At 73.9% G+C, this 23,252-nt stretch carries 24 protein-coding genes; 16 read left to right on the top strand and 8 right to left on the bottom strand.

What is annotated here, in order from left to right; genetic code table 11:
• Positions 1–64: 64 nt before the first annotated feature.
• Positions 65–532, bottom strand: coding sequence for a DUF3592 domain-containing protein (locus DQE82_RS10825; RefSeq protein WP_113972574.1), 468 nt, complete (start codon positions 530–532; stop codon positions 65–67).
• Between the two features lie 111 nt (positions 533–643).
• Here DQE82_RS10825 and DQE82_RS10820 point away from each other — a divergent pair, with 111 nt between their 5' ends.
• Together DQE82_RS10820 and DQE82_RS10815 are read left to right on the top strand one after the other, a co-directional pair.
• On the top strand, positions 644–1,039 hold the full coding sequence (locus DQE82_RS10820; protein ID WP_113972573.1) for a VOC family protein: 396 nt from the start codon (positions 644–646) through the stop codon (positions 1,037–1,039).
• A 201-nt stretch (positions 1,040–1,240) separates the two neighbouring features.
• A complete protein-coding gene (locus tag DQE82_RS10815; RefSeq protein WP_113972732.1) occupies positions 1,241–2,197 on the top strand; it encodes a threonine/serine dehydratase in 957 nt (318 codons plus the stop codon).
• A gap of 131 nt (positions 2,198–2,328) precedes the next feature.
• Here DQE82_RS10815 and DQE82_RS10810 read toward each other — a convergent pair whose 3' ends face one another.
• A complete protein-coding gene (locus DQE82_RS10810) occupies positions 2,329–2,814 on the bottom strand; it encodes a roadblock/LC7 domain-containing protein (protein WP_043329275.1) in 486 nt (161 codons plus the stop codon).
• Positions 2,811–3,182: a hypothetical protein gene (locus tag DQE82_RS10805; RefSeq protein WP_013287772.1), complete on the bottom strand. Its 372-nt coding sequence runs from the start codon at positions 3,180–3,182 to the stop codon at positions 2,811–2,813. Before DQE82_RS10805 ends, DQE82_RS10810 begins: the two co-directional genes overlap by 4 nt.
• Positions 3,183–3,416: 234 nt before the next feature.
• On the opposite strand from DQE82_RS10805, the gene DQE82_RS10800 reads away from it, so the two are divergent.
• Together DQE82_RS10800 and DQE82_RS10795 are read left to right on the top strand one after the other, a co-directional pair.
• Positions 3,417–3,728 (top strand): PadR family transcriptional regulator, encoded by a 312-nt coding sequence (locus DQE82_RS10800; protein ID WP_043329277.1) that lies wholly within the window; start codon positions 3,417–3,419, stop codon positions 3,726–3,728.
• Positions 3,722–4,507, top strand: a complete 786-nt coding sequence (locus tag DQE82_RS10795) for a hypothetical protein (RefSeq protein ID WP_233514635.1) — start codon at positions 3,722–3,724, stop codon at positions 4,505–4,507. Before DQE82_RS10800 ends, DQE82_RS10795 begins: the two co-directional genes overlap by 7 nt.
• A 49-nt stretch (positions 4,508–4,556) precedes the next feature.
• On the opposite strand, the gene DQE82_RS10790 is transcribed toward DQE82_RS10795, so the two are convergent.
• A complete protein-coding gene (locus tag DQE82_RS10790) occupies positions 4,557–5,333 on the bottom strand; it encodes a M48 family metallopeptidase (RefSeq protein WP_113972731.1) in 777 nt (258 codons plus the stop codon).
• A 178-nt stretch (positions 5,334–5,511) separates the two neighbouring features.
• On the opposite strand from DQE82_RS10790, the gene DQE82_RS10785 reads away from it, so the two are divergent.
• The 4 genes from DQE82_RS10785 to npdG all read left to right on the top strand — a co-directional run bounded on the left by DQE82_RS10785 (position 5,512) and on the right by npdG (position 8,851).
• Entirely contained in the window at positions 5,512–5,715 is a 204-nt protein-coding gene (locus DQE82_RS10785; RefSeq protein ID WP_018787041.1) for a hypothetical protein, read from the top strand.
• A 78-nt stretch (positions 5,716–5,793) separates the two neighbouring features.
• Entirely contained in the window at positions 5,794–6,564 is a 771-nt protein-coding gene (locus tag DQE82_RS10780) for a histone (protein ID WP_113972572.1), read from the top strand.
• Between the two features lie 87 nt (positions 6,565–6,651).
• On the top strand, positions 6,652–8,088 hold the full coding sequence (locus DQE82_RS10775; protein WP_113972571.1) for an RNB domain-containing ribonuclease: 1,437 nt from the start codon (positions 6,652–6,654) through the stop codon (positions 8,086–8,088).
• Positions 8,089–8,152: 64 nt separating this feature from the next.
• Positions 8,153–8,851, top strand: a complete 699-nt coding sequence (npdG, locus tag DQE82_RS10770; protein WP_113972570.1) for an NADPH-dependent F420 reductase — start codon at positions 8,153–8,155, stop codon at positions 8,849–8,851.
• A gap of 95 nt (positions 8,852–8,946) precedes the next feature.
• Here the strand turns inward: npdG and panB are convergent, their stop codons facing one another.
• Both panB and DQE82_RS10760 read right to left on the bottom strand, forming a co-directional pair.
• Positions 8,947–9,792 carry a 3-methyl-2-oxobutanoate hydroxymethyltransferase gene (panB, locus tag DQE82_RS10765; RefSeq protein WP_043329285.1) on the bottom strand — a complete coding sequence of 282 codons (846 nt, stop codon included), beginning with the start codon at positions 9,790–9,792 and terminating at the stop codon, positions 8,947–8,949.
• A 118-nt stretch (positions 9,793–9,910) separates the two neighbouring features.
• Complete coding sequence (locus DQE82_RS10760; protein ID WP_113972569.1) at positions 9,911–11,671, bottom strand: NAD+ synthase; 1,761 nt, start codon at positions 11,669–11,671, stop codon at positions 9,911–9,913.
• A gap of 206 nt (positions 11,672–11,877) precedes the next feature.
• On the opposite strand from DQE82_RS10760, the gene glnA reads away from it, so the two are divergent.
• The 5 genes from glnA to DQE82_RS10735 all read left to right on the top strand — a co-directional run bounded on the left by glnA (position 11,878) and on the right by DQE82_RS10735 (position 16,530).
• Positions 11,878–13,227, top strand: a complete 1,350-nt coding sequence (gene glnA / locus DQE82_RS10755) for a type I glutamate--ammonia ligase (protein WP_036344036.1) — start codon at positions 11,878–11,880, stop codon at positions 13,225–13,227.
• Positions 13,228–13,306: 79 nt separating this feature from the next.
• Positions 13,307–13,732, top strand: coding sequence for a DUF350 domain-containing protein (locus DQE82_RS10750; protein ID WP_043329290.1), 426 nt, complete (start codon positions 13,307–13,309; stop codon positions 13,730–13,732).
• Between the two features lie 32 nt (positions 13,733–13,764).
• Positions 13,765–14,457, top strand: coding sequence for a YafY family protein (locus tag DQE82_RS10745; protein ID WP_113972568.1), 693 nt, complete (start codon positions 13,765–13,767; stop codon positions 14,455–14,457).
• Between the two features lie 97 nt (positions 14,458–14,554).
• Positions 14,555–14,920 (top strand): VOC family protein, encoded by a 366-nt coding sequence (locus tag DQE82_RS10740; protein WP_104114833.1) that lies wholly within the window; start codon positions 14,555–14,557, stop codon positions 14,918–14,920.
• A gap of 251 nt (positions 14,921–15,171) precedes the next feature.
• The gene (locus DQE82_RS10735) at positions 15,172–16,530 is read left to right on the top strand and encodes a M28 family peptidase (protein WP_043329296.1); all 1,359 of its coding nucleotides are present in this window, start codon (positions 15,172–15,174) and stop codon (positions 16,528–16,530) included.
• A gap of 171 nt (positions 16,531–16,701) precedes the next feature.
• Here the strand turns inward: DQE82_RS10735 and DQE82_RS10730 are convergent, their stop codons facing one another.
• Positions 16,702–17,193 (bottom strand): hypothetical protein, encoded by a 492-nt coding sequence (locus DQE82_RS10730; protein WP_069088972.1) that lies wholly within the window; start codon positions 17,191–17,193, stop codon positions 16,702–16,704.
• A gap of 181 nt (positions 17,194–17,374) precedes the next feature.
• Between DQE82_RS10730 and DQE82_RS10725 the strand changes: the two genes are divergently transcribed.
• On the top strand, positions 17,375–18,271 hold the full coding sequence (locus DQE82_RS10725; RefSeq protein ID WP_113972567.1) for a virginiamycin B lyase: 897 nt from the start codon (positions 17,375–17,377) through the stop codon (positions 18,269–18,271).
• Positions 18,272–18,344: 73 nt separating this feature from the next.
• On the opposite strand, the gene DQE82_RS10720 is transcribed toward DQE82_RS10725, so the two are convergent.
• The gene (locus DQE82_RS10720) at positions 18,345–19,220 is read right to left on the bottom strand and encodes an LD-carboxypeptidase (RefSeq protein WP_247677634.1); all 876 of its coding nucleotides are present in this window, start codon (positions 19,218–19,220) and stop codon (positions 18,345–18,347) included.
• 113 nt (positions 19,221–19,333) lie between these two features.
• Here DQE82_RS10720 and DQE82_RS10715 point away from each other — a divergent pair, with 113 nt between their 5' ends.
• Positions 19,334–20,101, top strand: a complete 768-nt coding sequence (locus DQE82_RS10715) for a type 1 glutamine amidotransferase (RefSeq protein WP_030504183.1) — start codon at positions 19,334–19,336, stop codon at positions 20,099–20,101.
• 2 nt (positions 20,102–20,103) lie between these two features.
• Complete coding sequence (locus DQE82_RS10710) at positions 20,104–23,127, top strand: bifunctional [glutamine synthetase] adenylyltransferase/[glutamine synthetase]-adenylyl-L-tyrosine phosphorylase (RefSeq protein WP_113972566.1); 3,024 nt, start codon at positions 20,104–20,106, stop codon at positions 23,125–23,127.
• Positions 23,128–23,252: the final 125 nt, after the last annotated feature.

The raw sequence follows: 23,252 nt of genomic DNA, 5'->3' as shown, positions 1-23,252 counted from the left end.
CGGGAGCGTGCTTCGGGGCGTTTGTGCTGGTAGTAGTTCCGGTTCCGCCCATCGGGATCCGTGCTCAGCGGGGACATTCGTCGCGTGGGGGATCTCTTCTGAGCAGCGCGAGCGAGATCGCGATCACGGCGAGGCCCAGGCCTGCCAGCACGGTCGGCGCCTGCAGGAGAAGATCCTCCGTCGCGTACCCGTCAGGCGTGGCAGCCCTGGTCGGATCCGTCCGGTCGACGCGTACATCGAGTACGTCCCCGACGTGGAACTCACTCTCGTCGAGTTCGCTGGAGAACCGCTTCCGGTGCCGTATGCCGTCGAACGTGTAGTCCACAGTCAGCCTCGTGGCGGCGAACGATCGGCTGATCTTGAACCGTTCGACGTGAACCACCTGGCCGGTCGTCTCGGCGCCGGCGAGTACCCGCTCGTCGATCGCCGTGCTCAGCCGATCGTGGAGCAGCATCCCGCCGCCGACCAGAAGGGTGCCCAGGACAACCGCCAGGACCAACTTGAGTTCCCGTCGGCCGAACGGGCTCGCCATTGCCGGTCCTCCCAGCATCCTCGGGATGAGTGCGTTGTAGCACGTCCTCGCTCGTCGCCAACCGCCATGGCCGCCAGTGCTGCAACCCGTGCCACTCTGCGATGATCAGGTGTGACCTCCTACGTGTCCCACACCACCGTGGACTGTGCCGACGCCTATGCCCTGTCCCGCTGGTGGGCATCGGTTCTGGACTACCGCGAGGACCCGGTCGACCCGAACGAGCCGGGCCATGAGGAGTGCATGATCTACTCGCGGGACGGGCGGCACCGCCTGCTGTTCATCGAGGTGCCGGACGCGAAGCAGGTCAAGAACCGCATCCACCTCGACCTGCGCCCGGTCGAGGGGACGCGCGACGAGGAACTGGCCCGGCTCACCGGGCTGGGTGCGGCAGTGGTGGCCGACCGGCGCAACTCCGACGGCACCGGCTGGGTGGTGCTCGCCGACCCGGAGGGCAACGAGTTCTGCATCCTCCGCAGCGACGCCGAGGTGGCCGCCACCCGCCCGTGACAGCGATCGAGCCCAGGTGCTCGACCTGGCTCCCACCGATCTTGGAGTTGTGGCGCCCACAACGCCCCGTTTCGCGAAGTTCGGCAGGCACCACAACTCCAAGATCGACGGGGAGAGCGAGAGGTGGGGGGACGGGGAGGGCGGGGAGAGCGGGCAAGGGCGGGGGGAAAGTTGGCGGGTTGCTTGTGGCACGCTGCGGTGGTGATCGAGCTTGCGGACATCCAGGCGGCCGCCGACCGGATCGCCGACGTCGTGGTGCACACGCCGACCCTGCCCAGCCCGGGACTGACCGAGCTGCTCGGCGTACCTGTGACCGCCAAGCTGGAGCTGCTGCAACGTACCGGATCGTTCAAGGCCCGGGGCGCGGCGGCCAAGCTGCTCGCGCTCGACGACGCCGAACGGGCGGCCGGGGTGGTGGCGGTCAGCGGCGGCAACCACGGCATCGCGGTCGCGGTGATGGCCGGCGCCCTCGGGGTGGCGGCGACAGTGGTGATGCCGCGCAACGCGCCCGCCCGCGCGGTCGAGGTTGCCCGCGGGGCCGGGGCGGACGTGCGGCTGACCGAGGACATGGCCGGCGCGTTCGCGCTGATGAACCGGCTGCGGGACGAGGGTGTGACGCTGCTGCACCCGTTCGACGACCCGATCGTGCTGGCCGGGCAGGGCACTGTCGGGCTGGAGTTGGCCGAGGATGCCGGTGAGCTGACCGACGTGCTGGTCAGCATCGGCGGCGGCGCGCTGATCTCGGGCGTGGCGGCGGCGCTGCGGGCGCGCCGGCCGGGGGTACGCGTCTGGGGCGTGGAGACCGAGGGCGCGCAGGCGATGTCGCAGGCCCTGGCGAAGGGCGGCCCGGTCGAGGTGCCGTTGTCGTCGATCGTCACCACGCTCAGCGCGCCGACCGTCTCCCAGCTCACCTACGACCACGTGACCGCGCTGGTCAGCGACGTCCTCGTGGTCTCCGACGCCGAGGCGGTGCGGGGCACGCTGGAGTTGGCCGAGCACGCCAAGGTGTGGGCCGAGCCGGCCGCCGGTTGTCTGCTTCCTGCCGCCCGCCGGGTGGTCGAGCGGGTGGGCGGTGACTCCCGGCTGGGCCTGGTGGTCTGCGGCGGCAACGCCACGGTGGCCGACGTGACCACGTGGGCCGGCCGCTTCGGCGTCTGACCCGCCGGGCATGGGACCACCGAGCACGGGACCGCCGCGCCGGAGCGGGCGACCGCCGCGCACAAGCTACCGAACCTGGGGTACGCCGGCCGGCTCGGTTCGGACGGGTGGGACCGAGCGGCCGGCGTACGTCAGGACGTGGTCGGACTGACCCCGTCGAGCAGCTCGGCGAGCTTGGCCGCGGTGGTCGGGGCGTGCAGGTGCAGGCGCGCCACGTTGATGCTGTCCGTACCGACCACGGCGAGCAGGGCCTGGCCGTTGATCGCGTACACGCTGAGGTAGCCGCCCGCGTTGCGGACCGTGGACTGCTGGAAGTCGCCCTGTCCGAGCCGGAGCCCGACCTGGCGGCCGAGCCCGTACGTGGTGGCGGCGAGCGCGGCCAGGTCGTCCGGGTCGGCGCCGTTCTGCAGGTTGTGCGTGACGAGCAGGCCGTCGACGCCGCCGAGGACGCACCCGTGCACGCCGGGGATCTGCAACCGCAGCGCGGACAGTTCCTGGGCGATGGCCGGGTACGGCAGGGTCGGGTTGCCGGCCAGCGAGGGCGGAAGCGCGCGTGGTGGCGGCAGGGTGCCGGTCTGGGGGCGCGTACGGCGGGGGAGGTCGTCCACCCGGCTCACAGTTCCAGGCTCTCCTCGATCGTGCGCAGTTGGTGCCGCGCCATCGCGAGGTTGGCCCGGCTCTTGCTGACCATCAGGTAGAGGAACAGGCCCTTGCCGGTGCGGTTGCTCAGCGGGCGGATCAGGTGGTACTGGCTGCCGAGCGTGATCAGGATGTCCTCGATCTCGTCGTCGAGCTTGAGCATCTCGATGGTGCGCAGCTTGGCGCGTACGACGTCGGTGTTGCCGGCGGCGGCGACGGTCAGGTCGATCTCGCCGGTGCCACCGGCGACGCCGAGGGTCATGCCACTGGTGTAGTCGACGAGCGCGGCGCCGATCGCGCCGTCGATGTTCATCGCGTTCTTCAGCGCGATGTCAAGGTTGCCCACGATTTCTCTCCCCAACTCGGGCCGCTGTCCGCTGGAAGCGCGACAGCGGATTCGTCCGTCGAGGCTCGCATATGGAGGCGCGAGGTGCACATGGACCACCGGTGATCCACCTGAGCGGGCCCTCCGGACGGGCCACCGGTCCCGCGTGAGGGACCACGCCGTCCATCGCCGATCGCCGTCCGTCCCGGCACGACGGTGCATCCATGCTATGTAGAGTTCCGATAGAGTGCCGCTGTGCGACTGACCATCCCGGTGGCGAAGGTGCTCTCGGCGCTGCTCGCCGAGCCCGAGGCGCCGCGCTACGGCCTCGACCTGATGCGGCTCACCGGCCTGCCCAGCGGGACGCTCTACCCGGTGCTGCACCGCCTCCAGGCCGCCGGCTGGCTCACCGCCGACTGGGAGGCCGTCGACCCGGTCGCCGCCGGCCGCCCGGCCCGCCGCTACTACCGCCTCACCGGGGAGGGCATCCGCTCGGCCCGGCTGGCGCTGGCCGAGCTGCGTGCCCTCGTACCCGCCGAACGTGCCGGCGCGGACCCGGCGTGGTGACCCGGCGGGTGGCGCGTACCGCCGGGGTGTTGCTGTTCGCGCCGCCGGCCTGCCTCGCGGTCCTCGTGGCCGCGGCGATGGCCCTGGCGCACGGGTGGCTGGAGATGCGCGCCGCCGCGCAACTGCCGGCCTGGTCGGCGCTCACCGCGCTGCTCGGCGTGGCGCTCGCGCTCGTCGTCGCCCGGGCCGCGCGCCGGACCGTACGCGTGGGGGCGCTGCCCACCGCGCTCGGCGTGGTGCTGCCGATCGCCGCGACGGTGACCGCCACGTCGGCGCTGCTCGCCGCCCGGGGCGAGAGCCGGGTGGGGGAGAAGGTGCCCGGGGTGCTGCTCTGGCTGGCGCTGCTGGTCGCGGCGCTGTGGGTCGCCGGGGCGCTGGCACGCCGGGGCCGGGTCCGGGCCGCGTGGCTGGCCGGGCTGCTCGGCGCGCTGGTGGCGGCCGACGCGGCGGTGGTGCTCGCGGTGGTCACCTCGATCCCGGCCGGCGCGCCCGTGGCGGACGGCCTGCCGCCGGACTCGGTGGACCGGATCTCCGCGCCGCTGTGGCTGTTCACCTGCTGGACCGACTCGTCGTTCGGGCTGCCCCGGCCGACCGGCTGGGAACGGTTCCTCATCACCGACCGGGTGCTCGTCGAGCCGATGTTCTACCTGGCGTGCACGCCCTACGTCCTGGCGTACGCGATCGCGGCGGCCCGGCCGGCGGCGGCCGCCGCCGGCCGTCCCGGCTCTCGCCTGAAGGGTCAGGAGTTCCAGCTCAGCGCCCGGCCCGCCCGCTCGTAGTGCCGTGCCAGCTCGGCGTCGATCCGCGCGGCCCGCTCCTCGGTGAGCGTCACGGCCGTACCAGCAGCCCGCCGCCGTCGGAGCCGCCCCGGGGCCGGAACAGGTCGGCGGCGTTGCCCAGCATGGTCAGCGCCGGCTGGGTGACCGGCCCGCGCCGTACGTCGCCGTTGACGAAATGGCCCAGCTCGTGCCCCAACAGCGCCACCCGCGCGGGCCCGTCCAGGGCGCCCCACAACGGCAGCCCGAGGCCGAGCACGCGCCGCCGGCGCAGCCCGACCGCTGTCGCGTACGCGTTGATGCCGCCGTCGACGCCGATCACGTGCGGCATCGGCGCGCCCACCGCGGACGCCACCTCGCGGACCAGGGCGTGCAGCTCCGGCGCCTCCTGCGCGGTGAGCACGTCCAGGTCGCCGTCGACCCGGCCGAAGCGCGGGCGCAGCGCCACCGCCAGCGCGATCAGCGCCACGCCGCCGACCACGGCGAGGTTCGGGAAGGGGTACGCGAACAGCAGCCACACGCCGGCCACCGCGAGCCCGGCCACACCGAGCAGGAGCAGCACCGAGATGCCGGTGACGAGGAGGCCGGCGAACCCCGGCCCGGTCGACTTCAGCGACCGGGCGACCAGGGTGGCGTACTGCTGACGGGTGAGCCGCGCGGCGAGCCGGTGGGTCCGCCGGTCGACAGGCGACCAGCCGAACTCGGGCGCCTGCCGGCGCGCGTCGTAGGTGTCGAGGTTCCAGTCGCATCCGGGGCACCACGGCAACGCCCCGTCCAGCGACACCGGCGTCGTGCCGCAGCGCGGACAGGCCCCCGTGCCCGTCGTCATGGTGATCACGAGCGCCGATCCTGTCCGGTTCGCACCACTGGCGGTACCCGCCGTTCGGACGAGGACGGGCTTGCGCGGTTCCCCACCGCAACCGTCCCGACCAGGTCTAATGTGGAGAAGCGTGACTATTTGGGCCGTTCCGGTGGCGGACGGGCGGTTACCAGTGCACAGTGATCGCATGAGCGACGACGGAAGTGGTGGGCACTACTACTGGTGCACGCGACACCACCGGGTCGAGACCGATGCCGACGTGTGTCCCGCACGGCACGTTCTCGGACCGTACGCCTCAGCCGCCGACGCGGACAACGCCCTGCAGACGGTGCGGGAGCGGAACGACGCGTGGGACGCCGAGGACGCCCGTTGGGCCGGGGAGGGCCGCTAGACGGCGCGGGAGGGCCCGCGTCGAGGTGATCCGTGCTCCCGCGAGGGCGGGAGCACGTCCCCAGGAAAGGGAACCGAGATGGCCGAAGCACAGCAGGCCACCCGCCCGGCCGCGAAACGGACGACCGCGAAGAGGACCGCCGCGGGCAGGTCGACGACGGTCACCAAGGCGTCGCCGAACGCCTCGGGCGCCGGCGCCGGACGGACGCCGGCGAAGAAGGCGGTGGCGAAGAAGGCGGCCGCCAAGAAGGTCGTGTCGGCGGTCCGCGGGGCGCCGGCCACGAAGGCCACCACCAGGACGACCGCCAAGAAGACGGCCGCGAAGAAGGCTGGTACCCGGACGGCGCCGGCCGGCCGGGCCACCGCCAAGAGCGCGCCCGCCAAGAAGGCCACCGCGAAGAAGACGACGGCGAAGAAGACCACCGCGGCGAAGAAGACGACGGCCGCGAAGAAGACCACCGCCGCCCGGAAGAGCACGGCGGCGAAGTCGACTGTCACCGCGCGCAAGAGCACCACCGCGAAGAAGGCGCCGGCCCGCAAGACGACCGCGAAGAAGACGGCGGCGGCGACGAAGGCGACCGGAGCGCGGAAGGTCACCGCGGCGGCGAAGAAGACCACCGCCGCCAAGAAGACCACAGCGGCGAAGAAGGCTCCGGCGAAGAAGGCCACCGCCTCGACCCGCCCCACGGCGCGCAAGACGGCGGCGAAGAAGGCGCCCGCGCGCAAGACCACCACCGCGCGCAAGACCACCACCACGGCGAAGAAGACCACAGCGGCCAAGAAGGCGCCCGCCCGCAAGACCACCACCGCCAAGAGCACCGCCCGGAAGGCGCCGGCCCGCCGCGCCTGACCCCCGCCGCCCTCCCGCGGGGCGCCGCACGGACACGGCGCTCGCCCCGAAGGGCGGAACGAGCGGGGCGCTGTCAGGATTGACCACGTGGTGATCCGACGCGTACTGGCGCCCCGTATCGACTTCGGCGCGCTGCGCCGCGAGCTGGGACTGCCCGAGAGCTTCCCGGCCGCGGCGCAGCGCGAGGCCGACGCGGCCGCCGCCGCGCCGCCACCGGCCGTCGCCGACCGGACCGACGTCCCGTTCGTCACCGTCGACCCGGCGACCTCGCGCGACCTCGACCAGGCCATGCACCTCGCCCGCCGTCCCGGCGGCGGCTACCGCGTCCGGTACGCGATCGCGGACGTGCTGACCCACGTACGCCTCGGCGGTGACCTGGAGGCCGAGACGTGGCGCCGGGGGCAGACGGTCTACCTGCCCGACGGCAACGTGCCGCTGCACCCGCACACGCTCAGCGAAGGGGCGGCCAGCCTGCTGCCCGACGCCGACCGGGCCGCGGTGCTCTGGACCGTCGACCTGGACGCCGACGGCGCCACCGTCGCGGTCACGCTGGAGCGGGCGCTGGTGCGCAGCCGGGCCAAGCTCGACTACGGCGGCGTGCAGCGCGACGCCGACGCCGGCCGGCTGCCCGAGCCGATCGCCCTGCTGCCCGAGATCGGGGCGCTGCTCACCGCCCGTGGCCTGAGCCGGGGCGCGATCAACCTGCCGCTGCCGGAGCAGGACGTCGAGCCCGACGGCGACGGGTGGCGGCTGGTGCTGCGCGGCCCCGGCCCGATGGAGGAGCACAACGCCCAGATCTCGCTGCTGACCGGGATGGCGGCGGCCGACATCATGCTGGCCGGCCGGATCGGACTGCTGCGCACCATGCCCAGTCCCCGCGCGGAGGCGGTCGAGCGGCTGCGGCTGGCCGCCGGACCGCTCGGCGTGCCCTGGCCGGACGGCACCCCCGTCGGTCAGGTGCTCGACGGGCTGGACACCTCCCAGCCCCGGGTGGCCGCCTTCGTCGACCAGGCCGCCGAGCTGATGCGCGGCGCCGCGTACACCGCGTTCGACGGTGAGCTGCCCGAGCAGCCCGAGCACGGCGGGGTGGCGGCCGCGTACGCGCACGTCACGGCGCCGCTGCGGCGGCTGGCCGACCGCTACGCCACCGAGATCTGCCTGGCGCTGCACGAGGGCCGGGAGGTGCCCGAGCAGGTCCGGGCCGCGCTGCCGAAGCTGCCTGAGGTGATGGCCACGACCGACCGGACCGCCGGCGCGGCCAGCCGCGGCGCCGTGGAACTGGCCGAGGCGGTGCTGCTCGCGCACCGGGTGGGGGAGACGTTCGAGGCGGCCGTGCTCGACGTCGACGAGCCGCGCCCGGCGGGCAACGGCCGGCCCGGCCGACCGCCCGGCGGCACGATCGCGCTGGACGAGCCGCCGGTCCGCGCCCGCTGCACCGGCGAGCTGCCGCTGGGCGAGCGCGTCCGGGTACGCCTCACCGTCGCCGACCCGGCCCAGCGCCGGGTCGCCTTCGAACGGGCCTGACCAGCGGCCATTGTCACAGCACCGGGATGCACCGCACGCCGCCTCGCTTTGCGAGGATGAGCCCATGGCTTACGACGCGACCACGCTGCCCGACGTCTCCGGGCTGACCGTCGGCATCATCGGTGGCACCGGCGACCAGGGACGAGGTCTCGCCTACCGGTTCGCCCGCGCCGGGCAGAGCGTGCTGATCGGCTCCCGCACCGCGGAGCGGGCCTCCCAGGCCGCCGCCGAGATCGCCGCCCTGCCCGGGGTGCCCGACGGCGCCATCGTCTCCGGCGGCGACAACGAGGACGTGGCCCGGCGCAGCGACGTGGTGATCGTGGCGGTGCCGTGGGACGGGCACGCGGCCACCGTCGCCGCGCTCGCCGAGCCGCTAGCCGGCAAGATCGTGGTGGACTGCGTCAACCCGCTCGGCTTCGACAAGCAGGGCCCGTACGCGCTCGACGTACCAGAGGGCAGCGCGGTGCAGCAGGCCGCCGGGCTGCTGCCCGAGTCCCGGGTGTGCGCCGCGTTCAACCACGTCAGCGCGCCGCTGCTGGCCGACCCGCAGATCGACCGGATCGACCTCGACGTGCTGATCTGCACCGAGGACCGGGAGGTGGCCGGCGTGGTCGCCGCGCTGGCCGCGCGGATCCCCGGCATGCGGGGCATCTACGCCGGCCGGCTGCGCAACGCCCACCAGATCGAGGCGTTCACCGCCAACCTGATCGCGATCAACAAGCGCTACAAGGCGCACGCCGGCATCCGCGTCACCGACCTCTGAACTGCCGCCCGCCGCGCGCCGCGCGGCGCGCGTGCGTGTTAAGAAGGGGCCCCTCCTCTACGCCAGGCGTTAAGAAGGGGCCCTTCCTTACACCCTCAGAAGGTGTGCTCGGCCGCGGGGAAATCGCCGCCGCGTACCTCGTCGGCGAACCGGCGGGTGGCGTCGGTGAGCGCGCCGGCCAGGTCGGCGTAGCGCTTGACGAAACGGGGCGCCCGGCCGGTCCGCAGCCCGGCCATGTCCTGCCACACCAGCACCTGCCCGTCGGTGTCCGGGCCGGCCCCGATGCCGACGGTGGGGATGGCCAGCTCGGCGGTGACCCGCTTGGCGACCTCGCCCGGCACCATCTCCAGCACCACCGCGAACGCGCCCGCCTCGGCCACCGCCCGCGCGTCGGCGAGCACCTCCTCGGCCGCCTCGCCCCGGCCCTGCACCCGGTAGCCGCCGAGCGTGTGCTCGCTCTGCGGGGTGAAGCCGATGTGCGCCATCACCGGGATGCCGGCGCCGGTGATGGCCTCGATCTGGGCCGCGCAGCGCCGTCCGCCCTCCAGCTTCACCGCGTGGCAGCCGCCCTCCTTCATGAACCGCACCGCGGTGCGCAGCGCCTGCGCCGGGCCCTCCTCGTACGAGCCGAACGGCAGGTCGCCGACGATCAGCGACTGCTTCGTGGCCCGCACCACGGCGCGGACCAGCGGCAGCAGCTCCTCGGCGGTCACCGGCAGCGTGGTCTCGTAGCCGAACACGTTGTTCGCCGCCGAGTCGCCGACCAGCAGCACCGGGATGCCCGCCTGGTCGAAGATCGAGGCGGTGTACTGGTCGTACGAGGTGAGCATCGCCCAGCGCTCGCCGCGCTCCTTGGCGGCGATCAGGTCGCGGGTGCGTACCCGCCGGGTGGCCGGGCCGCCGTAGAGCGCCGTCACCTCGGCCGGGGTGGACTCCACCATGACAATCTCCTTCCTCGAGGCCGCGCACGCGGTCCCCGGGTTCCCCGCGATCGTCGCACCGGGCGACGGCCCGCGGGCAGATCGGAGTGGAGGATGTCACTCCCCGGCCGGGGAGCGGTCAGCCGTCCTCGCGCCACCGGTTGGTGATCGGCAGCCGCCGGTCCCGCCCGAACGCCTTCATGGAGATCTTGGTGCCGGGCGCGGACTGCCGCCGCTTGTACTCGGCGGTATCCACCATCCGCAGCACCTTGTCCACCACGGCCGGGTCGTGGCCGGACTCGACCAGGCCGTCGCGGCCCAGGTCGCCGTCGACGTAGCCGATCAGGATCGGGTCGAGCACGTCGTAGTCGGGCAGCGTGTCGCTGTCGAGCTGGCCGGGGCTCAGCTCGGCCGACGGCGGCTTGCCGATCGAGTTCTCCGGGATCGGCGGCGTCTGCCCGCGGCGCGCCGCGTCGGCGTTGCGCCACTTCGCCAGCCGCCACACCAGCGTCTTCCAGACGTCCTTGACCGGGTTGTAGCCGCCCACCGAGTCGCCGTACAACGTCGAGTAGCCCACCGCCAGCTCACTCTTGTTGCCGGTGGTGAGCACCAGGTGGCCCTCCTGGTTCGACAGCGCCATGAGGATCACGCCGCGTACCCGGGCCTGGAGGTTCTCCACCGCCACCCCGGACAGCGACATGTTCGCCAGGAACGTGTCCACCATCGGCTGGATCGGCTCGACCCGGTAGTCCAGGCCGGTGCGCTTGGCCAGGTCCTCCGCGTCGGTGCGGGAGTGCTCGGAGGAGTGCTGACTGGGCATCGAGACGCCGACGACCCGCTCCGGGCCGACCGCGTCCACAGCGATGGCCGCCGCCACCGCCGAGTCGATGCCGCCGGACAGGCCGAGCACCACCGACGGGAAGCGGTTCTTGTCGACGTAGTCGCGCAGGCCCAGCACCAGCGCGTGCCACACCTCGGCCTCGTCGGCGACCGGCTCGATGATCCCGCCGTCCGCAGCCGGTCCGGGCGGCGTGGCCGGGATCGTCGCCACCTCGCCGCGGACCACCCGCATGCCGTCACTGAGCCCACCGGCCTCGCCGGGCGTCCCGGCCGCCGCCGGCAGCTCCAGGTCGTGCACCAGCAGGTGCTCGACGAACTGCGGCGCCCGGGCCAGCAGCGTGCCGTCCGCGGCGACGATCATCGAGTCGCCGTCGTAGACCAGTTCGTCCTGGCCGCCGACCATGTTCACGTACGCGATCGCGGCCCCGGCCTCGGCGGCGCGCCGGCGCACCAGCGGCAGCCGCACGTCGTCCTTGTTCAGCTCGTACGGCGAGCCGTTGATGCTCAGCACCAGCCCGACGCCGGCCTGCCGCGCCGCCGCGAACGGCCCACCGGCCTGCCACAGGTCCTCGCAGATGGTCAGCGCCACGTCCACCCCGCCGACGCGCACCACGGTGAGCATGTCACCGGGGACGAAGTAGCGGTCCTCGTCGAACACGCCGTAGTTGGGCAGGTGGTGCTTGAAGTAGGTGGCGACGACCTCGCCCCGGTGCAGCAGCGCCGCCGCGTTGCGGGCGCCCCTGCCCGGCTCCGCGTCGGAGCTGACCTGCGGCGGGCCGTCGGCGTCCAGGTAGCCGACCAGGACCGGCAGGTCGCCGTGGCCGTCGGCGGCGAGGTCGGCGGCGAGCCGGTGCAGCGCGGCCCGGGACGCGGCCACGAACGAGCGGCGGAAGACCAGGTCCTCGACCGGGTAGCCGGTCAGCATCAGCTCGGGGAACAGGACGAGCTGGGCGCCGGAGCCGGCCGCCTGGCGGGTCCACTCGCGGACCAGGCCGGCGTTGCCGGTGAGGTCGCCTACCGTCGGGTTGACCTGGCACAGGGCGAGACGCAGGGTGGGCATGTCCTCATCTTCCCCCAGCCCTCCCGGCCGAATCCGACCGGTTGGGGCAGACAGGCGTGCCGGCCCGCGCGTCCCAGCGCGGCGGACACGGCGGGACGGCCGGCCGGGGAGGGCGTAACGTCGGCGTAACGAGCCCGGTGGAGACTGGGCGGTCAGGCCGAGCCGGCCCGGCGCCGGTGCGGACGTACGTGTAACGAGGGGTGGAAGTGGACCGTCAGCAGGAGTTCGTCCTCCGTACGCTGGAAGAGCGGGACATCCGTTTCGTCCGGCTGTGGTTCACCGATGTGCTCGGCACGCTCAAGAGCGTCTCGGTGGCCCCGGCGGAGCTGGAGGCGGCCTTCGACGAGGGCATCGGTTTCGACGGCTCCGCGATCGAGGGCTTCGCCCGGGTCTTCGAGTCGGACATGGTCGCCATGCCGGACCCGACGACGTTCCAGGTCTTCCCGTTCGAGGGCGGCGTCAGCGGCGAGAGCGCCCGGATGTTCTGCGACATCTCGCTGCCCGACGGCAGCCCGTCCTGGGCCGACCCGAGGCACGTGCTGCGCCGCATGCTCTCCCGCGCCGCTGACAAGGGCTTCACGTTCTACACCCACCCGGAGATCGAGTTCTTCCTGCTGGAGAACGGCCCGCAGGACGGCTCGGTGCCGATCCCGGTGGACACCGGCGGCTACTTCGAGCACACCACGCACGCCGTGGCGCGGGACTTCCGCCGCCAGGCGGTGCTGGCGCTGGAGCGGATCGGCATCTCGGTGGAGTACAGCCACCACGAGGTCGCCCCCGGCCAGCAGGAGATCGACCTGCGCTACGCCGACGCGCTCACCACCGCCGACAACATCATGACCTTCCGGCACGTGGTGAAGGAGGTCGCGCTCTCCACCGGCGTGCAGGCCAGCTTCATGCCGAAGCCGTTCACCGACCAGCCCGGCAACGGCATGCACACCCACCTGTCGCTGTTCGAGGGGGAGCGCAACGCGTTCCACGACGCCGGTGACCCGATGAAGCTGTCGAAGGTCGCCAAGTCGTTCATCGCCGGGCTGCTCACCCACGCGCGGGAGTACACCGCGGTGACGAACCAGTGGGTCAACTCGTACAAGCGGCTGTTCCCGCAGGCGCTGCCGGACCGGATCACCGAGAGCCCCGCGTACGTCTGCTGGGGTCACCTGAACCGGTCCGCGCTGGTGCGGGTGCCCGCGTACGGCAAGCCGAACTCGGCCCGGGTCGAGGTCCGCTCGCTGGACTCCGCGACCAATCCCTACCTGGCGTTCGCGGTGATGCTCGGCGCCGGCCTCAAGGGCATCGAGGAGGGGTACGAGCTGCCGCCGGGCGCCGAGGACGACGTCTGGTCGCTGAGCAGCGCGGAGCGCCGCGCCATGGGCTACGAGGCGCTGCCGGAGAACCTGGCCGAGGCGATCGACGTGATGGCCGGCTCCGAACTGGTCGCCGAGGTGCTCGGCGAGCACGTCTTCGACTTCTTCCTGCGCAACAAGCGGGCCGAGTGGGAGCAGTACCGCCGCGAGGTCACCCCGTACGAGCGGCAGCGCTACCTGTCTCTCTAGATCATCCTGGCGCGGTGCCGCTATCGTCTGCGGCACCGTCCCGGCACCTGGCCGGGCGGGTGAGCCGGGGAGGCGTTGGGTGCTGGGAGACCTGCTCGACGGGGCGTGGCAGAGCATCGTGTTCGGGATCGTCGGGGTGGCGCTGATGGCCGCCGGATTCCTGCTCGTGGATGTGCTCACCCCGGGCAAGCTGCGGGAGCTGATCTGGGTACGCCGCAACGGCAACGCCGCGCTGCTGCTCGCCGCGAACCAGCTCGGCATCGCCGGCATCGTCTTCACCGCCGTGCTGACCAGCTACAGCTCGTTCACCAAGGGGCTCGCCTCCACTGTGGTCTTCGGGCTGGTCGGCCTGCTGGTGATGGCGCTGGCGTTCCTGGTGCTGGACCTGCTCACCCCGGGCCGGCTGGGCGACGTGATCGCCGCCGAGGAGCCGCACCCGGCCGCCAAAGTCAGCGCCGCCACCCACTTCGGCGCCGCGCTGATCGTCTGCGCCTGCATCGCCTGAGCGGTGTCGTACCCCCGGGTTAGCGTCCGGGGGTGAACCGCACCGATCGCCTCTACGCCCTGGTCGAGGAGCTGCGGGCGGTGTCGCCGCGCCCGCGCAGCGCGAGCTGGCTGGCCCGCCGCTTCGAGGTCAGCACCCGCACCGTCGAGCGGGACATCTCCGCGTTGCAGGGCGCGGGCGTGCCGATCTGGGCCGAGCCGGGCCGCACCGGCGGCTACGTCGTCGACCGGGCGCGCACGCTCCCGCCGGTCAACCTGACGGCGGCCGAGGCCGTGGCGATGGCCGTCGCGCTGCACCGGCTCGGCGGCTCCCCGTTCGCCGCGGCGGCCGGCGCCGCGCTGCGCAAGCTGGTCGCGGTGATGCCACCGGCCGCGGTGGCCGAGGCGCACCGGCTCGCCGGCCGGGTGCACCTGGTCGGCGACGGGCCGGGCACGCCCGTCCCGGCCGTCGTCGCCGACGCGGTCGCCGCCGGGCGGGTGCTGCGCCTGCGGTACGCCGACCGCGACGGCGCCGATTCGGCACGCGACGTGGAGCCGCTGGCCTACCTGGGCAACTCGGTGCACTGGTATCTGGTCGCCTGGTGCCGGCTGCGCGACGGTGTGCGCTGCTTCCGCACCGACCGGATCCGCTCGGTGCGCCCGCTCGCCGAGCCGGTGACCCGGGAGTGGTGTGCTGACGACCTCGACGTGCCGGTCGACCGGGTGCGCCCGCTCACCCTGGTCTGATCCCTGTGGAAACACCGACAGGACGCTGTCGTGTCCCGGCACCACGCTGATTCCTGACGACGCCGGCCGACCGCCGGCGCGAACCTCAGGAGGAAGCATGTCCAGCACGCCCGTGACCTGGTTCGAGATCAGCTCCGACCGCCCGGACGAGGCGCAGCGGTTCTACGCCGACCTGTTCGGCTGGAGTTTCGAGGAGCAGGGCGGCCCGGCCGGGTCGTACCGGCAGACGACCGCCGGCGGTGAGCGGGGGATCGGCGGCGCGATCCGGGGCACCGACGCCGGCAACTACGCGATCTTCTACGCCGAGGTGGCGGACGTCGCGGAGACCTGCCGCCGGGCCGAGGCGACCGGCGGCGTCGTGGTGACGGGGCCGGTTACCACGCCGGCCGGTCTGGTGCGGGCTCTGTTGCGCGACCCGTCGGGCAATCTGCTCGGCGTCTTCACCCCGCCGGCCGGCGGCTGACCCCGGTCCGTCCACCCGTGGCGGCCGGCCACGGTGGAGCGACGGCGGGCGAGAGACCGGTCGATGTCGGGTCCGGTGATCGCCGGAGAGGATCTTGGATGCGCCCCCTACCTCGGGTTATGTTCAAGATCCTCCGAGTCGGACGGCCAACACCGGCCGGCTCGCACAGTCAGGAGAAGCGTATGACCAACGACGGCCACCCCTCTTCCCCCGCCACGGACATCACCGGATCCACTGTGAACCGACGCCGCATGCTGACCATCGCTCTCGGTGGCGCCGCCACCGTGGCCCTGCCCGCGCCGGCCTGGGCGGCCGACGACAAGCGCCCCGGATCGAGCCGGAAGCCGGCGCTCACGTCGGACGATCGCAAGATCATCGCCCAGGTCTCGGCCGAGCGGGCGCTGGCGCACCTGCGCGTCCTCAGCGAGGAGATCGGGCCGCGTATCGGCGGGACCGCCTCGGAGCGGCGTGCCGCCGACTACATCGCCAAGCAGCTCGACCGCCTCGGCTACCAGGTTCGGCTGGAGCCGTTCGCGGTGGCGGACAAGTTCCTCGCCCAGCTCGCCTCGCCGGCCGGGCTGCCCACCGACCTGAACTGGCAGGCCGGCGCCTCCCCGCAGGCCGCGCTGGACACCACAGTCCAGGGTGACGTGGTGGACGTGGGCGCGGGTGCTGAAGAGAACTACCCGGCGAGCGTCACCGGCCAGATCGTGCTCGTCGACTACGTGGCGGCCCGGCGCGAGCAGTTGGTCGCCACCGCTGTGGCGCGCGGCGCGGCCGCCGTGGTGTTCCTCGCCGCCGACGGGGTGCCGCCCCGGCGCAGCAGCGCGTTCTCGCCGACCCTGCCGGGCTCGGCGGGCACGCCGGTGCCGATCCCGGTGGTCGGCGTCGCGCAGGCGCAGAAGGAGCGGCTGCGTGCCCTGCTCGCGGCCGGGCGGCTCACGCTCACGATCTCCACCGTCGCGCACCGCAACCTGACGTCCCACAACGTCATCGCGGAGCGGGTCGGGCGGTCCGGCGCGAACGGGCCGGTCGTCATGGTCAGCGCCCACTACGACACTGTCATCGGCGCCCCCGGCGCCAACGACGACGGTTCCGGCACGGTGCTCTGCCTCGAACTGGCCCGGGTGATGAAGGCGATCCCGGTCGACGCCACCCTGCGGTTCGCGCTGTGGGGCTCGGAGGAGCAGGGCCTGCTCGGCTCGCGTCACCACGTCCGGCAGCTCCCGCAGGCCGAGCGGGACCGCTTCCTGGCGGTGTACCAGAACGACATGGTCGCCACGAGCTGGGACCCGGCCACCCTCTACTGGCTGCTGTCCTTCACCGGCCAGTCCAACCGGGCCACCGACGAGGTGGCCGCCGCCGGTGTACGCCTCGGCTACGACCCGCGGATGTCGCCGGTGACGCAGCGCGGCTCCAGCGACCACCAGTCCTTCCAGGAGGTCGGCATCGCCAGCGCCAACTTCTCCTGGCGGGGTGAGACGAGCCCGGCGCTGCTGGAGCCGCCGTACCACACCCCGGAGGACACCATCGCCAAGAACATCAGCCTCGAGCGACTCCAGGTCTCCCTCGAACTCATCGGCTGCGCCGCGTACGCGACAGCTCGCTGATTTACTGCCGTCCCCGTGCCGCCGGCCGCGGTGTCACGGGGACGGCGACCGGCGCCGCACCGGGGAGCCCCGGTGCGGCGCCTCTGTCCCGCCCGCCTGGTGTCAGGCGGTGGCCTCGCCGGCGCCGGTCACGAGGAGGGCCGGCCGGCGGGAAACGGCGTGGCCGTGCGGTCACTTGCCGTCCGGGCCGCCCTTGCCGCGCTCGCCGTGCGGGCCGCCCTTGCCGTCGTGGCCGGGGCCACCCGGGAACACGCCCGCCTCGGTGGCCTTGAGCACCGCGTCGGCCTGCTCCTGGGTGAGCTTGCCGTCGGTGACGGCCTGGTCCAGGCGCTCCTTCAGCGCCGCCTGCCGGTCCTCGGTCGACGGCCGCTCCGGCCGCTCCGGGCGGTCGCCCTGCCGCTGCTCGTGCAGCTTCTCCAGCGCCGCGGTGACCTTGTCGGTCGACACGCCCAGCTCCTTGGCGAGCGCCTCGGCGAACTCGGCCTGCCGGTCGGCGTGCTTCTGGCGGCGTTCGTCACCCTGGTCGGTGCTGCTGGCGCTCGAGGACGGCTTCGGGTTCTTGTCGTCGGCGAGCGCCACCGTCGGGGCGGCGATCCCGACGCCGAGCACGCCGGCAGCGGCCAGGCCGGCCAGCAGGTGCTTCTTCGACATCGTGCGGATCATGCGATTCTCCTGTTCGGTGGTGGTGCGATGACGTCACCGACAGTGAGCCCCGGAACTGAGGGCAACCCGTGGCGAACCTGTCAGCAGGCTGGCAATCCCGTCCGGAAGGCCCGTTTTATTCGTGTTGCCGGTGTGTCGGAGCGCCCGCGAGGCTGGGCGAAACCCGACGAAAGGCCACGCCATGACACAGCCTGCCATCCGCGAGATCCCGCTCACCGGGCCGGGCTCCGGCCCGTACTCGATCACGGTCGGGTCCGACGGCGCGCTCTGGCTGGCGCTGGCCGGCTCCGGCGGCGTCGCCCGGCTCGGCCCCGACGGTGAGGTGCGGACCTACCGCGACGACCCACCCGGCAGCCGCCCGCTGATCATCGTCGGCGGCCCCGACGGCGCGCTCTGGTACACCCGCTCGGGCGACGACCGGCTCGGCCGGATCACCGTCGACGGCGAGACCGGCTCGGTGGCGCTGCCGCCCGGCTGCGGCCCGTGCGGGCTGGCGGTGGGCCCGGACGGCGCGCTCTGGTACGCCGGCATGAGCGACGACACGGCCGGCCGGGTGAGCGTAGACGGGGAGGTGACGTCCGTCCCGCTGCCGGTGGAGAAGGGCTTCCCGTCGATGCTCGCGGCCGGCCCGGACGACGCGCTCTGGCTCACGCTCAACCAGGCGAACGCGATCGCCCGGATCGACCTGGACGGATCGGTGACGCTGCATCCGCTGCCCACCGAGGCGGCCGGGCCGGTCGGCATCACCCGGGGTGTCGACGGCGCGCTCTGGTTCGTCGAGATCGCCGCCGGGCAGGTCGGCCGGATCACGCCGGACGGGCGGATCGACGAGTTCCCGCTGCCGGACCGCGCGGCGCGCCCGCACGCGATCGTCGCCGACCCGGCCGGCGGCTGCTGGTTCACGGAGTGGGGCGCCAACCGCATCGCCCACCTCGACCCCGACGGCCACATCACCGCCCACGATCTGCCCACCCCCGCGTCGGAGCCCCATGGCCTCACGGTCACCCCCGACGGCACGGTCTGGGCAGCCCTGGAGATCGGCGCGGTAGCCCACCTCACCCCGCCCGCGCCGCGTTGATCATGAGGTTGGCGGCAGTTGTGGATCTCTGAACTGCCGCTAACTTCATGATCGCCGGGCCTCGGCCTCGGCTTCAGCGGACGGCGGCGGTCACCGTCAGGGTGCCTGTGGTGGCGTCCAGGACCGCGGGGGTGTTCACCGGGACGGTGAGCTGGTCGGGGCCGTGGCCGATCGGCAGGCCGCCGAGCACCGGAACGCCCAGGTCGCCCAGGCGGTCGGTGAGCACGTCCACGACAGTGGTGTCCCAGCCGTCCGCGCACTCGGTGAACTGGCCCACCGCCACCCCGGCGATCCCGTCCAGCGCGCCGCAGCGACGCAGGTGGGTGAGCATCCGGTCGATCTTGTACGGCGGCTCCTGCACCTCCTCGACCAGCAGGATCGCACCGGTCAGGTCCGGCATGTCCGGCGTGCCGATCGACGCGGTGATCAGGCACAGGTTGCCGCCGATCAGCCGGCCCTCGGCCCGGCCGGGCACCCGCACCGGGTACGTCTCCTCCGCCTCGACCGCCGCCACCGTCACCGGCTCGGCGCTGGTCAGCGCGGCGTGCAGCGACTCCGCCGAGCGCAGCGGCGTGCGCTCGTCCCGCCACGCCGCCCCCGGGCCGTGCACCCCGGCCAGGCGGGCGCCCCGCCAGAGCGCGAACTGCAACGCGGTGATGTCGGAGAACCCGGCCACCACCTTCGGGTCCCGGCGTACCGCCGCCATGTCGATCAGGTCCACCACCCGCTGCGCGCCGTAGCCGCCCCGCGTGCAGATCACCCCACGGATCTCCGGGTCGGCGAACGCCGCGTTCAGGTCCGCGGCCCGCAGCGCGTCGTCGCCGGCCAGGTAACCCCGCCGGGCGTACGCGTTCGGCGCGGGCACCGGACGCAGCCCCCAGCCGGTGAGCAGTTCGATGCCACGGGCCACCCGCTCGGGACGGGTCGGTCCGGACGGGGACACCAGCATCACCGCGTCGCCGGGACGCAGGGCCGGTGGGCGCAGGCAGTCGTCGGGCACGATCGCGAGCCTAGGGCCTGCCGGACCGTGCCCTGTCGGCCGCACCGGTTAGCCTCGACGTCGTGGCGACCGCGCTGGTGATCGAGAACGACCCGACCGACGACCTCCGCCGCCTGGGGGAGTGGCTCACCGAAGGGGGCCTGGAACTGCGCGTGCTGCGTCCGCACGCCGGTGACGCGCTCCCCGCCGACCTGGAGGGATACGCCGCGCTGGTGGTGCTCGGCGGCGACCAGCAGGCGTACCCGGGGTCCGACGGCGCCCCCGGCGCGCCCTGGTTCCCGGCGCTGGAGGGGCTGCTGCGCAAGGCGGTCCGCCAGCGGGTGCCCACGCTCGCGATCTGTCTCGGCGCGCAACTGCTCGCCACCGCGCACGCCGGCCTGGTCGAGCGCAGCCCGTCCGGGCCGGAGATCGGCCCGGCCCTGGTGGGCCGGCGCGACGCCGCCGAGGACGATCCGCTGTTCCGGTACGTGCCGCTGATGCCCGACGTGCTCCAGTGGCACGCCGACGAGATCACCGAGCTGCCGCACGGCGCGACGCTGCTGGCCGCGTCCACCCGCTACCCGCACCAGGCGTTCCGCCTCGGCGATCGGGCCTGGGGCCTGCAGTTCCACATCGAGTGCGACACCGCCATGATCGCCGAGTGGTCCCGCGACTCGGCGGTGCTGGCCGAGCTGGACTACGACCCGGAGCTGGTGGTGGCCGCCTGCGACCGGGTGATGGCCGACGTCGAGGAGGCGTGGCAGCCGTTCGCGATCCGGTTCGCCGCGCTCGCGCTCGGCGAACTGGGCGACGACAACCCGCGCCGCAGCCTGCCGCTGCTCGGGGCCTGACGGTGACCCGGCCGGCCCGCGGGCGCCTGGCCCGCTACGGATTCGCCGAGGGGGACGGCGCCACGCGCGCCGCCGACCTGCTCGGCCCGGACGGGCTCGACCTGTGGCGGCCCGAGACGCAGGAGCCGGCCGACGAACGCGCCGCCGAACTGCTCGCCGCGCTGTCCCGCGCCGCCGACCCGGACCTGGCGCTGCGTCAGCTGCACCGGCTGGTCGAGTCCGAGCGGCGCTCCGGCGACGAGGTGGCCGTACGCGACGCGCTGGCCGCCGACCCCGGGCTGCGCCGCCGCCTGATCGCGGTGCTCGGCGCCTCCTCCGCGCTCGGCGACCACCTGGTCGCCAACCCGGGGCAGTGGGCGGTGCTGGCCACCGAGCCGGACGGGCTCGCCCCCACCGCGGACGGGCGGCTCGACCTGAGCGTGGCCGCCCGGCTCACCACCATGACCGGCGCGGTCCCGCTGCTGCGGCAGGCGTACCGGCTCGCGCTGCTACGGATCGCGGCGGCCGACCTGACCGGCGGGCGCGGCCTGGAGCAGACCATGGCGGCGCTGTCCGGGCTGGCCGACGCCACGCTGGCCGCCGCCTACGACATCGCCGCCGACGAGCTGCCCGAGGGCACGCCGCGTCCCCGCCTGGCCGTGGTGGCGATGGGCAAGTGCGGTGGCGACGAGCTGAACTACGTCTCCGACGTCGACGTCATCTTCGTCTCCGCCACCGACGACGACCTGCCCGCCGCCACCCAGATCGCCACCCGGCTGATCCAGATCTGCGGACTGGTGGCCTGGCCGGTCGACGCGGCGCTGCGCCCCGAGGGCAACCGGGGCCCGCTGGTCCGCACGCTCGCCAGCCACCTCGCCTACTACAAGCGCTGGGCCCGCACCTGGGAGTTCCAGGCGCTGCTCAAGGCCCGCCCGGCCGCCGGTGACCTGGAGCTGGCCCGGGAGTGGATCGAGGCGCTCGCCCCGCTCGTGTGGACCGCCGCCGAACGGCCCGAGGCGGTCGAGGACGTCCGGTCCATGCGCCGCAAGATCCTCGACAACGTGCCGCCGAAGGAGCTGGAACGCGAGATCAAGCGCGGTCCGGGCGGGCTGCGCGACATCGAGTTCGCCGTCCAGCTGCTCCAGCTCGTGCACGGCCGGGGCGACGAGTCGCTGCGGGTGCCGGGCACCGTGCCGGCGCTGCGCGCGCTCGTGGCCGGCGGCTACGTGGGCCGCGCCGACGGGGAGGCGCTGCTGCGCGGCTACCGCTTCCTGCGCGCCGTCGAGCACCGGCTCCAGCTCCAGGCCCTGCGCCGCACCCACACCGTGCCGACCGAACCGGCCGCGCTGCGCTGGCTCGCCGCCGCGCTCGGCTACGCGGCCACGCCGGGCCGCAGCGCCGTCGAGGAGTTCCGCGCCGAGTGGGTCACCCACGCCGCCGAGGTACGCCGGCTGCACGCCAAACTGCTCTACCGGCCGCTGCTGGAATCCGTGGCCCGGGTGCCGGCCGAGGGGCTGCGCCTCACGCCCGAGGCGGCCCGGCACCGGCTGGAGGTGCTCGGCTTCGCCGACCCGGCCGGCGCGCTGCGGCACCTGCAGGCGCTCACCGGCGGCGTCAGCCGTACCGCCGCGATCCAGCGCACGCTGCTGCCGGTGCTGCTCGACGAGTTCGCCGACGCCCCCGAGCCGGACCGAGGTCTGCTCAACTACCGGCAGGTGTCCGACAAGCTCGGCAGCACACCGTGGTACCTGCGCCTGCTGCGCGACTCCGGCCCGGTGGCGCGCCGCCTGGCCCGGGTGCTCTCCTCGTCCCGGTACGCGGCCGACATGCTGTCCCGCGAGCCGGAGGCGCTGCGGCTGCTCGCCGAGGACAGCGAACTGACCCCGCGTCCGCGCGAGACGCTCGTCGACGGGTTCGCCGCGGCCGCTGCCCGGCACGACGACCCGGTCGAGGCGATCCGGGCGGTCCGTGCGCTGCGCCGCCGGGAACTGGTCCGCATCGCCGCCGCCGACGTGCTCAGCCGCGCCGGCTCACTCGCGCCGCTCACCCCGCGCCCGGTCGGCGGCGGCGAGCGGCGGCCCACGGTGGTCGACGTGACGGCGGTGGGTACCGCGCTGTCCCACGTCGCCGACGCCACGCTGGCCGCCGCGCTGCGCGCCGCCCGTACCGTCCACCCCGGACCGCCCGGCCTGCGCTTCGCGGTGATCGGCATGGGCCGGCTCGGCGGGTACGAGTCCAACTACCTCTCCGACGCCGACGTGCTGTTCGTCTACGACCCGCCGCCCGGCGTGGACGAGAGCACCGCGAGCGCGGCGGCGCAGGCCATCGCCGAGGAGTTGCGCCGGCTGCTGTCCGCGCCCGCCCCCGACCCGCCGCTCGGTGTGGACGCCGACCTGCGCCCCGAGGGCCGGCAGGGCCCGCTGGTACGCAGCCTCGCCGCGTACGCGCAGTACTACGCGCGCTGGTCGCGGGTGTGGGAGGCGCAGGCGCTGCTGCGGGCCCGGTTCGTCTGCGGCGACGCCGACCTGGGCGCCGAGTTCGAGGCGATGATCGAGCCGGTGCGCTACCCGGCCGACGGGCTGACCCGCGAGCAGGTCATCGAGATCCGCCGGATCAAGGCGCGGGTGGAAACCGAGCGGCTGCCCCGGGGCGCCGACCCGGCCACCCACACCAAGCTGGGCCGGGGCGGGCTCGCCGACGTCGAGTGGGCCGTGCAGCTGCTTCAGCTCCGGTACGCCGGCCGGATCCCCGAGCTGCGCGGCACCCGTACGCTCGACGCCCTGACCGCCGCCCGCGACGCCGGCCTGCTCGACGCCACCGACGCCGCCGAGCTGGCCGCCGGCTGGACGCTCGCCGCCGAGGTGCGCGACGCGCTGATGCTGGTACGCGGCCGGGCGGGGGACCAGTTGCCCCGGCACGGGGTGGAGCTGGCCGGGGTGGTGCGGCTGCTGGGGCGCGAGGACCAGGGCGAGTTCCTCGACGAGTACCTGCGAACGGGCCGCCACTCCCGCACGGTCGTCCAGCGCATCCTGGAGTCCCCCCTCTAGGCCCTGCGCCCGCCCACGCCTCTTGGTTAGGCGGCGCCTGCCCGGCCCTCGGCCTTGTTCACGTCGGCCGTGCCCCGTCCCGCCCTCGACCTCGCCCCGCCCGGTCCCAACGTCGATCTTGCACT

Source organism: Micromonospora sp. LHW51205 (genome assembly GCF_003315815.1).
In the GTDB taxonomy this organism is placed as follows: Bacteria; Actinomycetota; Actinomycetes; order Mycobacteriales; family Micromonosporaceae; genus Micromonospora; species Micromonospora chalcea.
Note: the sequence above shows the minus strand (reverse complement) of the source record. Positions and strands in the feature narration are given on the sequence as shown.

Excerpts from the sequence above, each read along its gene's own strand:
- npdG (WP_113972570.1), top strand. The coding sequence starts at position 8,153 with ATGGCTTACGACGCGACCACGCTGCCCGACGTCTCCGGGCTGACCGTC.
- panB (WP_043329285.1), bottom strand. The coding sequence starts at position 9,792 with ATGGTGGAGTCCACCCCGGCCGAGGTGACGGCGCTCTACGGCGGCCCG.
- DQE82_RS10740 (WP_104114833.1), top strand. The coding sequence starts at position 14,555 with ATGTCCAGCACGCCCGTGACCTGGTTCGAGATCAGCTCCGACCGCCCG.
- DQE82_RS10725 (WP_113972567.1), top strand. The coding sequence starts at position 17,375 with ATGACACAGCCTGCCATCCGCGAGATCCCGCTCACCGGGCCGGGCTCC.
- DQE82_RS10760 (WP_113972569.1), bottom strand. The coding sequence starts at position 11,671 with ATGCCCACCCTGCGTCTCGCCCTGTGCCAGGTCAACCCGACGGTAGGC.
- DQE82_RS10730 (WP_069088972.1), bottom strand. The coding sequence starts at position 17,193 with ATGATCCGCACGATGTCGAAGAAGCACCTGCTGGCCGGCCTGGCCGCT.
- DQE82_RS10785 (WP_018787041.1), top strand. The coding sequence starts at position 5,512 with ATGAGCGACGACGGAAGTGGTGGGCACTACTACTGGTGCACGCGACAC.
- DQE82_RS10825 (WP_113972574.1), bottom strand. The coding sequence starts at position 532 with ATGGCGAGCCCGTTCGGCCGACGGGAACTCAAGTTGGTCCTGGCGGTT.
- DQE82_RS10720 (WP_247677634.1), bottom strand. The coding sequence starts at position 19,220 with ATGCTGGTGTCCCCGTCCGGACCGACCCGTCCCGAGCGGGTGGCCCGT.
- DQE82_RS10780 (WP_113972572.1), top strand. The coding sequence starts at position 5,794 with ATGGCCGAAGCACAGCAGGCCACCCGCCCGGCCGCGAAACGGACGACC.
- DQE82_RS10790 (WP_113972731.1), bottom strand. The coding sequence starts at position 5,333 with ATGACGACGGGCACGGGGGCCTGTCCGCGCTGCGGCACGACGCCGGTG.
- DQE82_RS10735 (WP_043329296.1), top strand. The coding sequence starts at position 15,172 with ATGCTGACCATCGCTCTCGGTGGCGCCGCCACCGTGGCCCTGCCCGCG.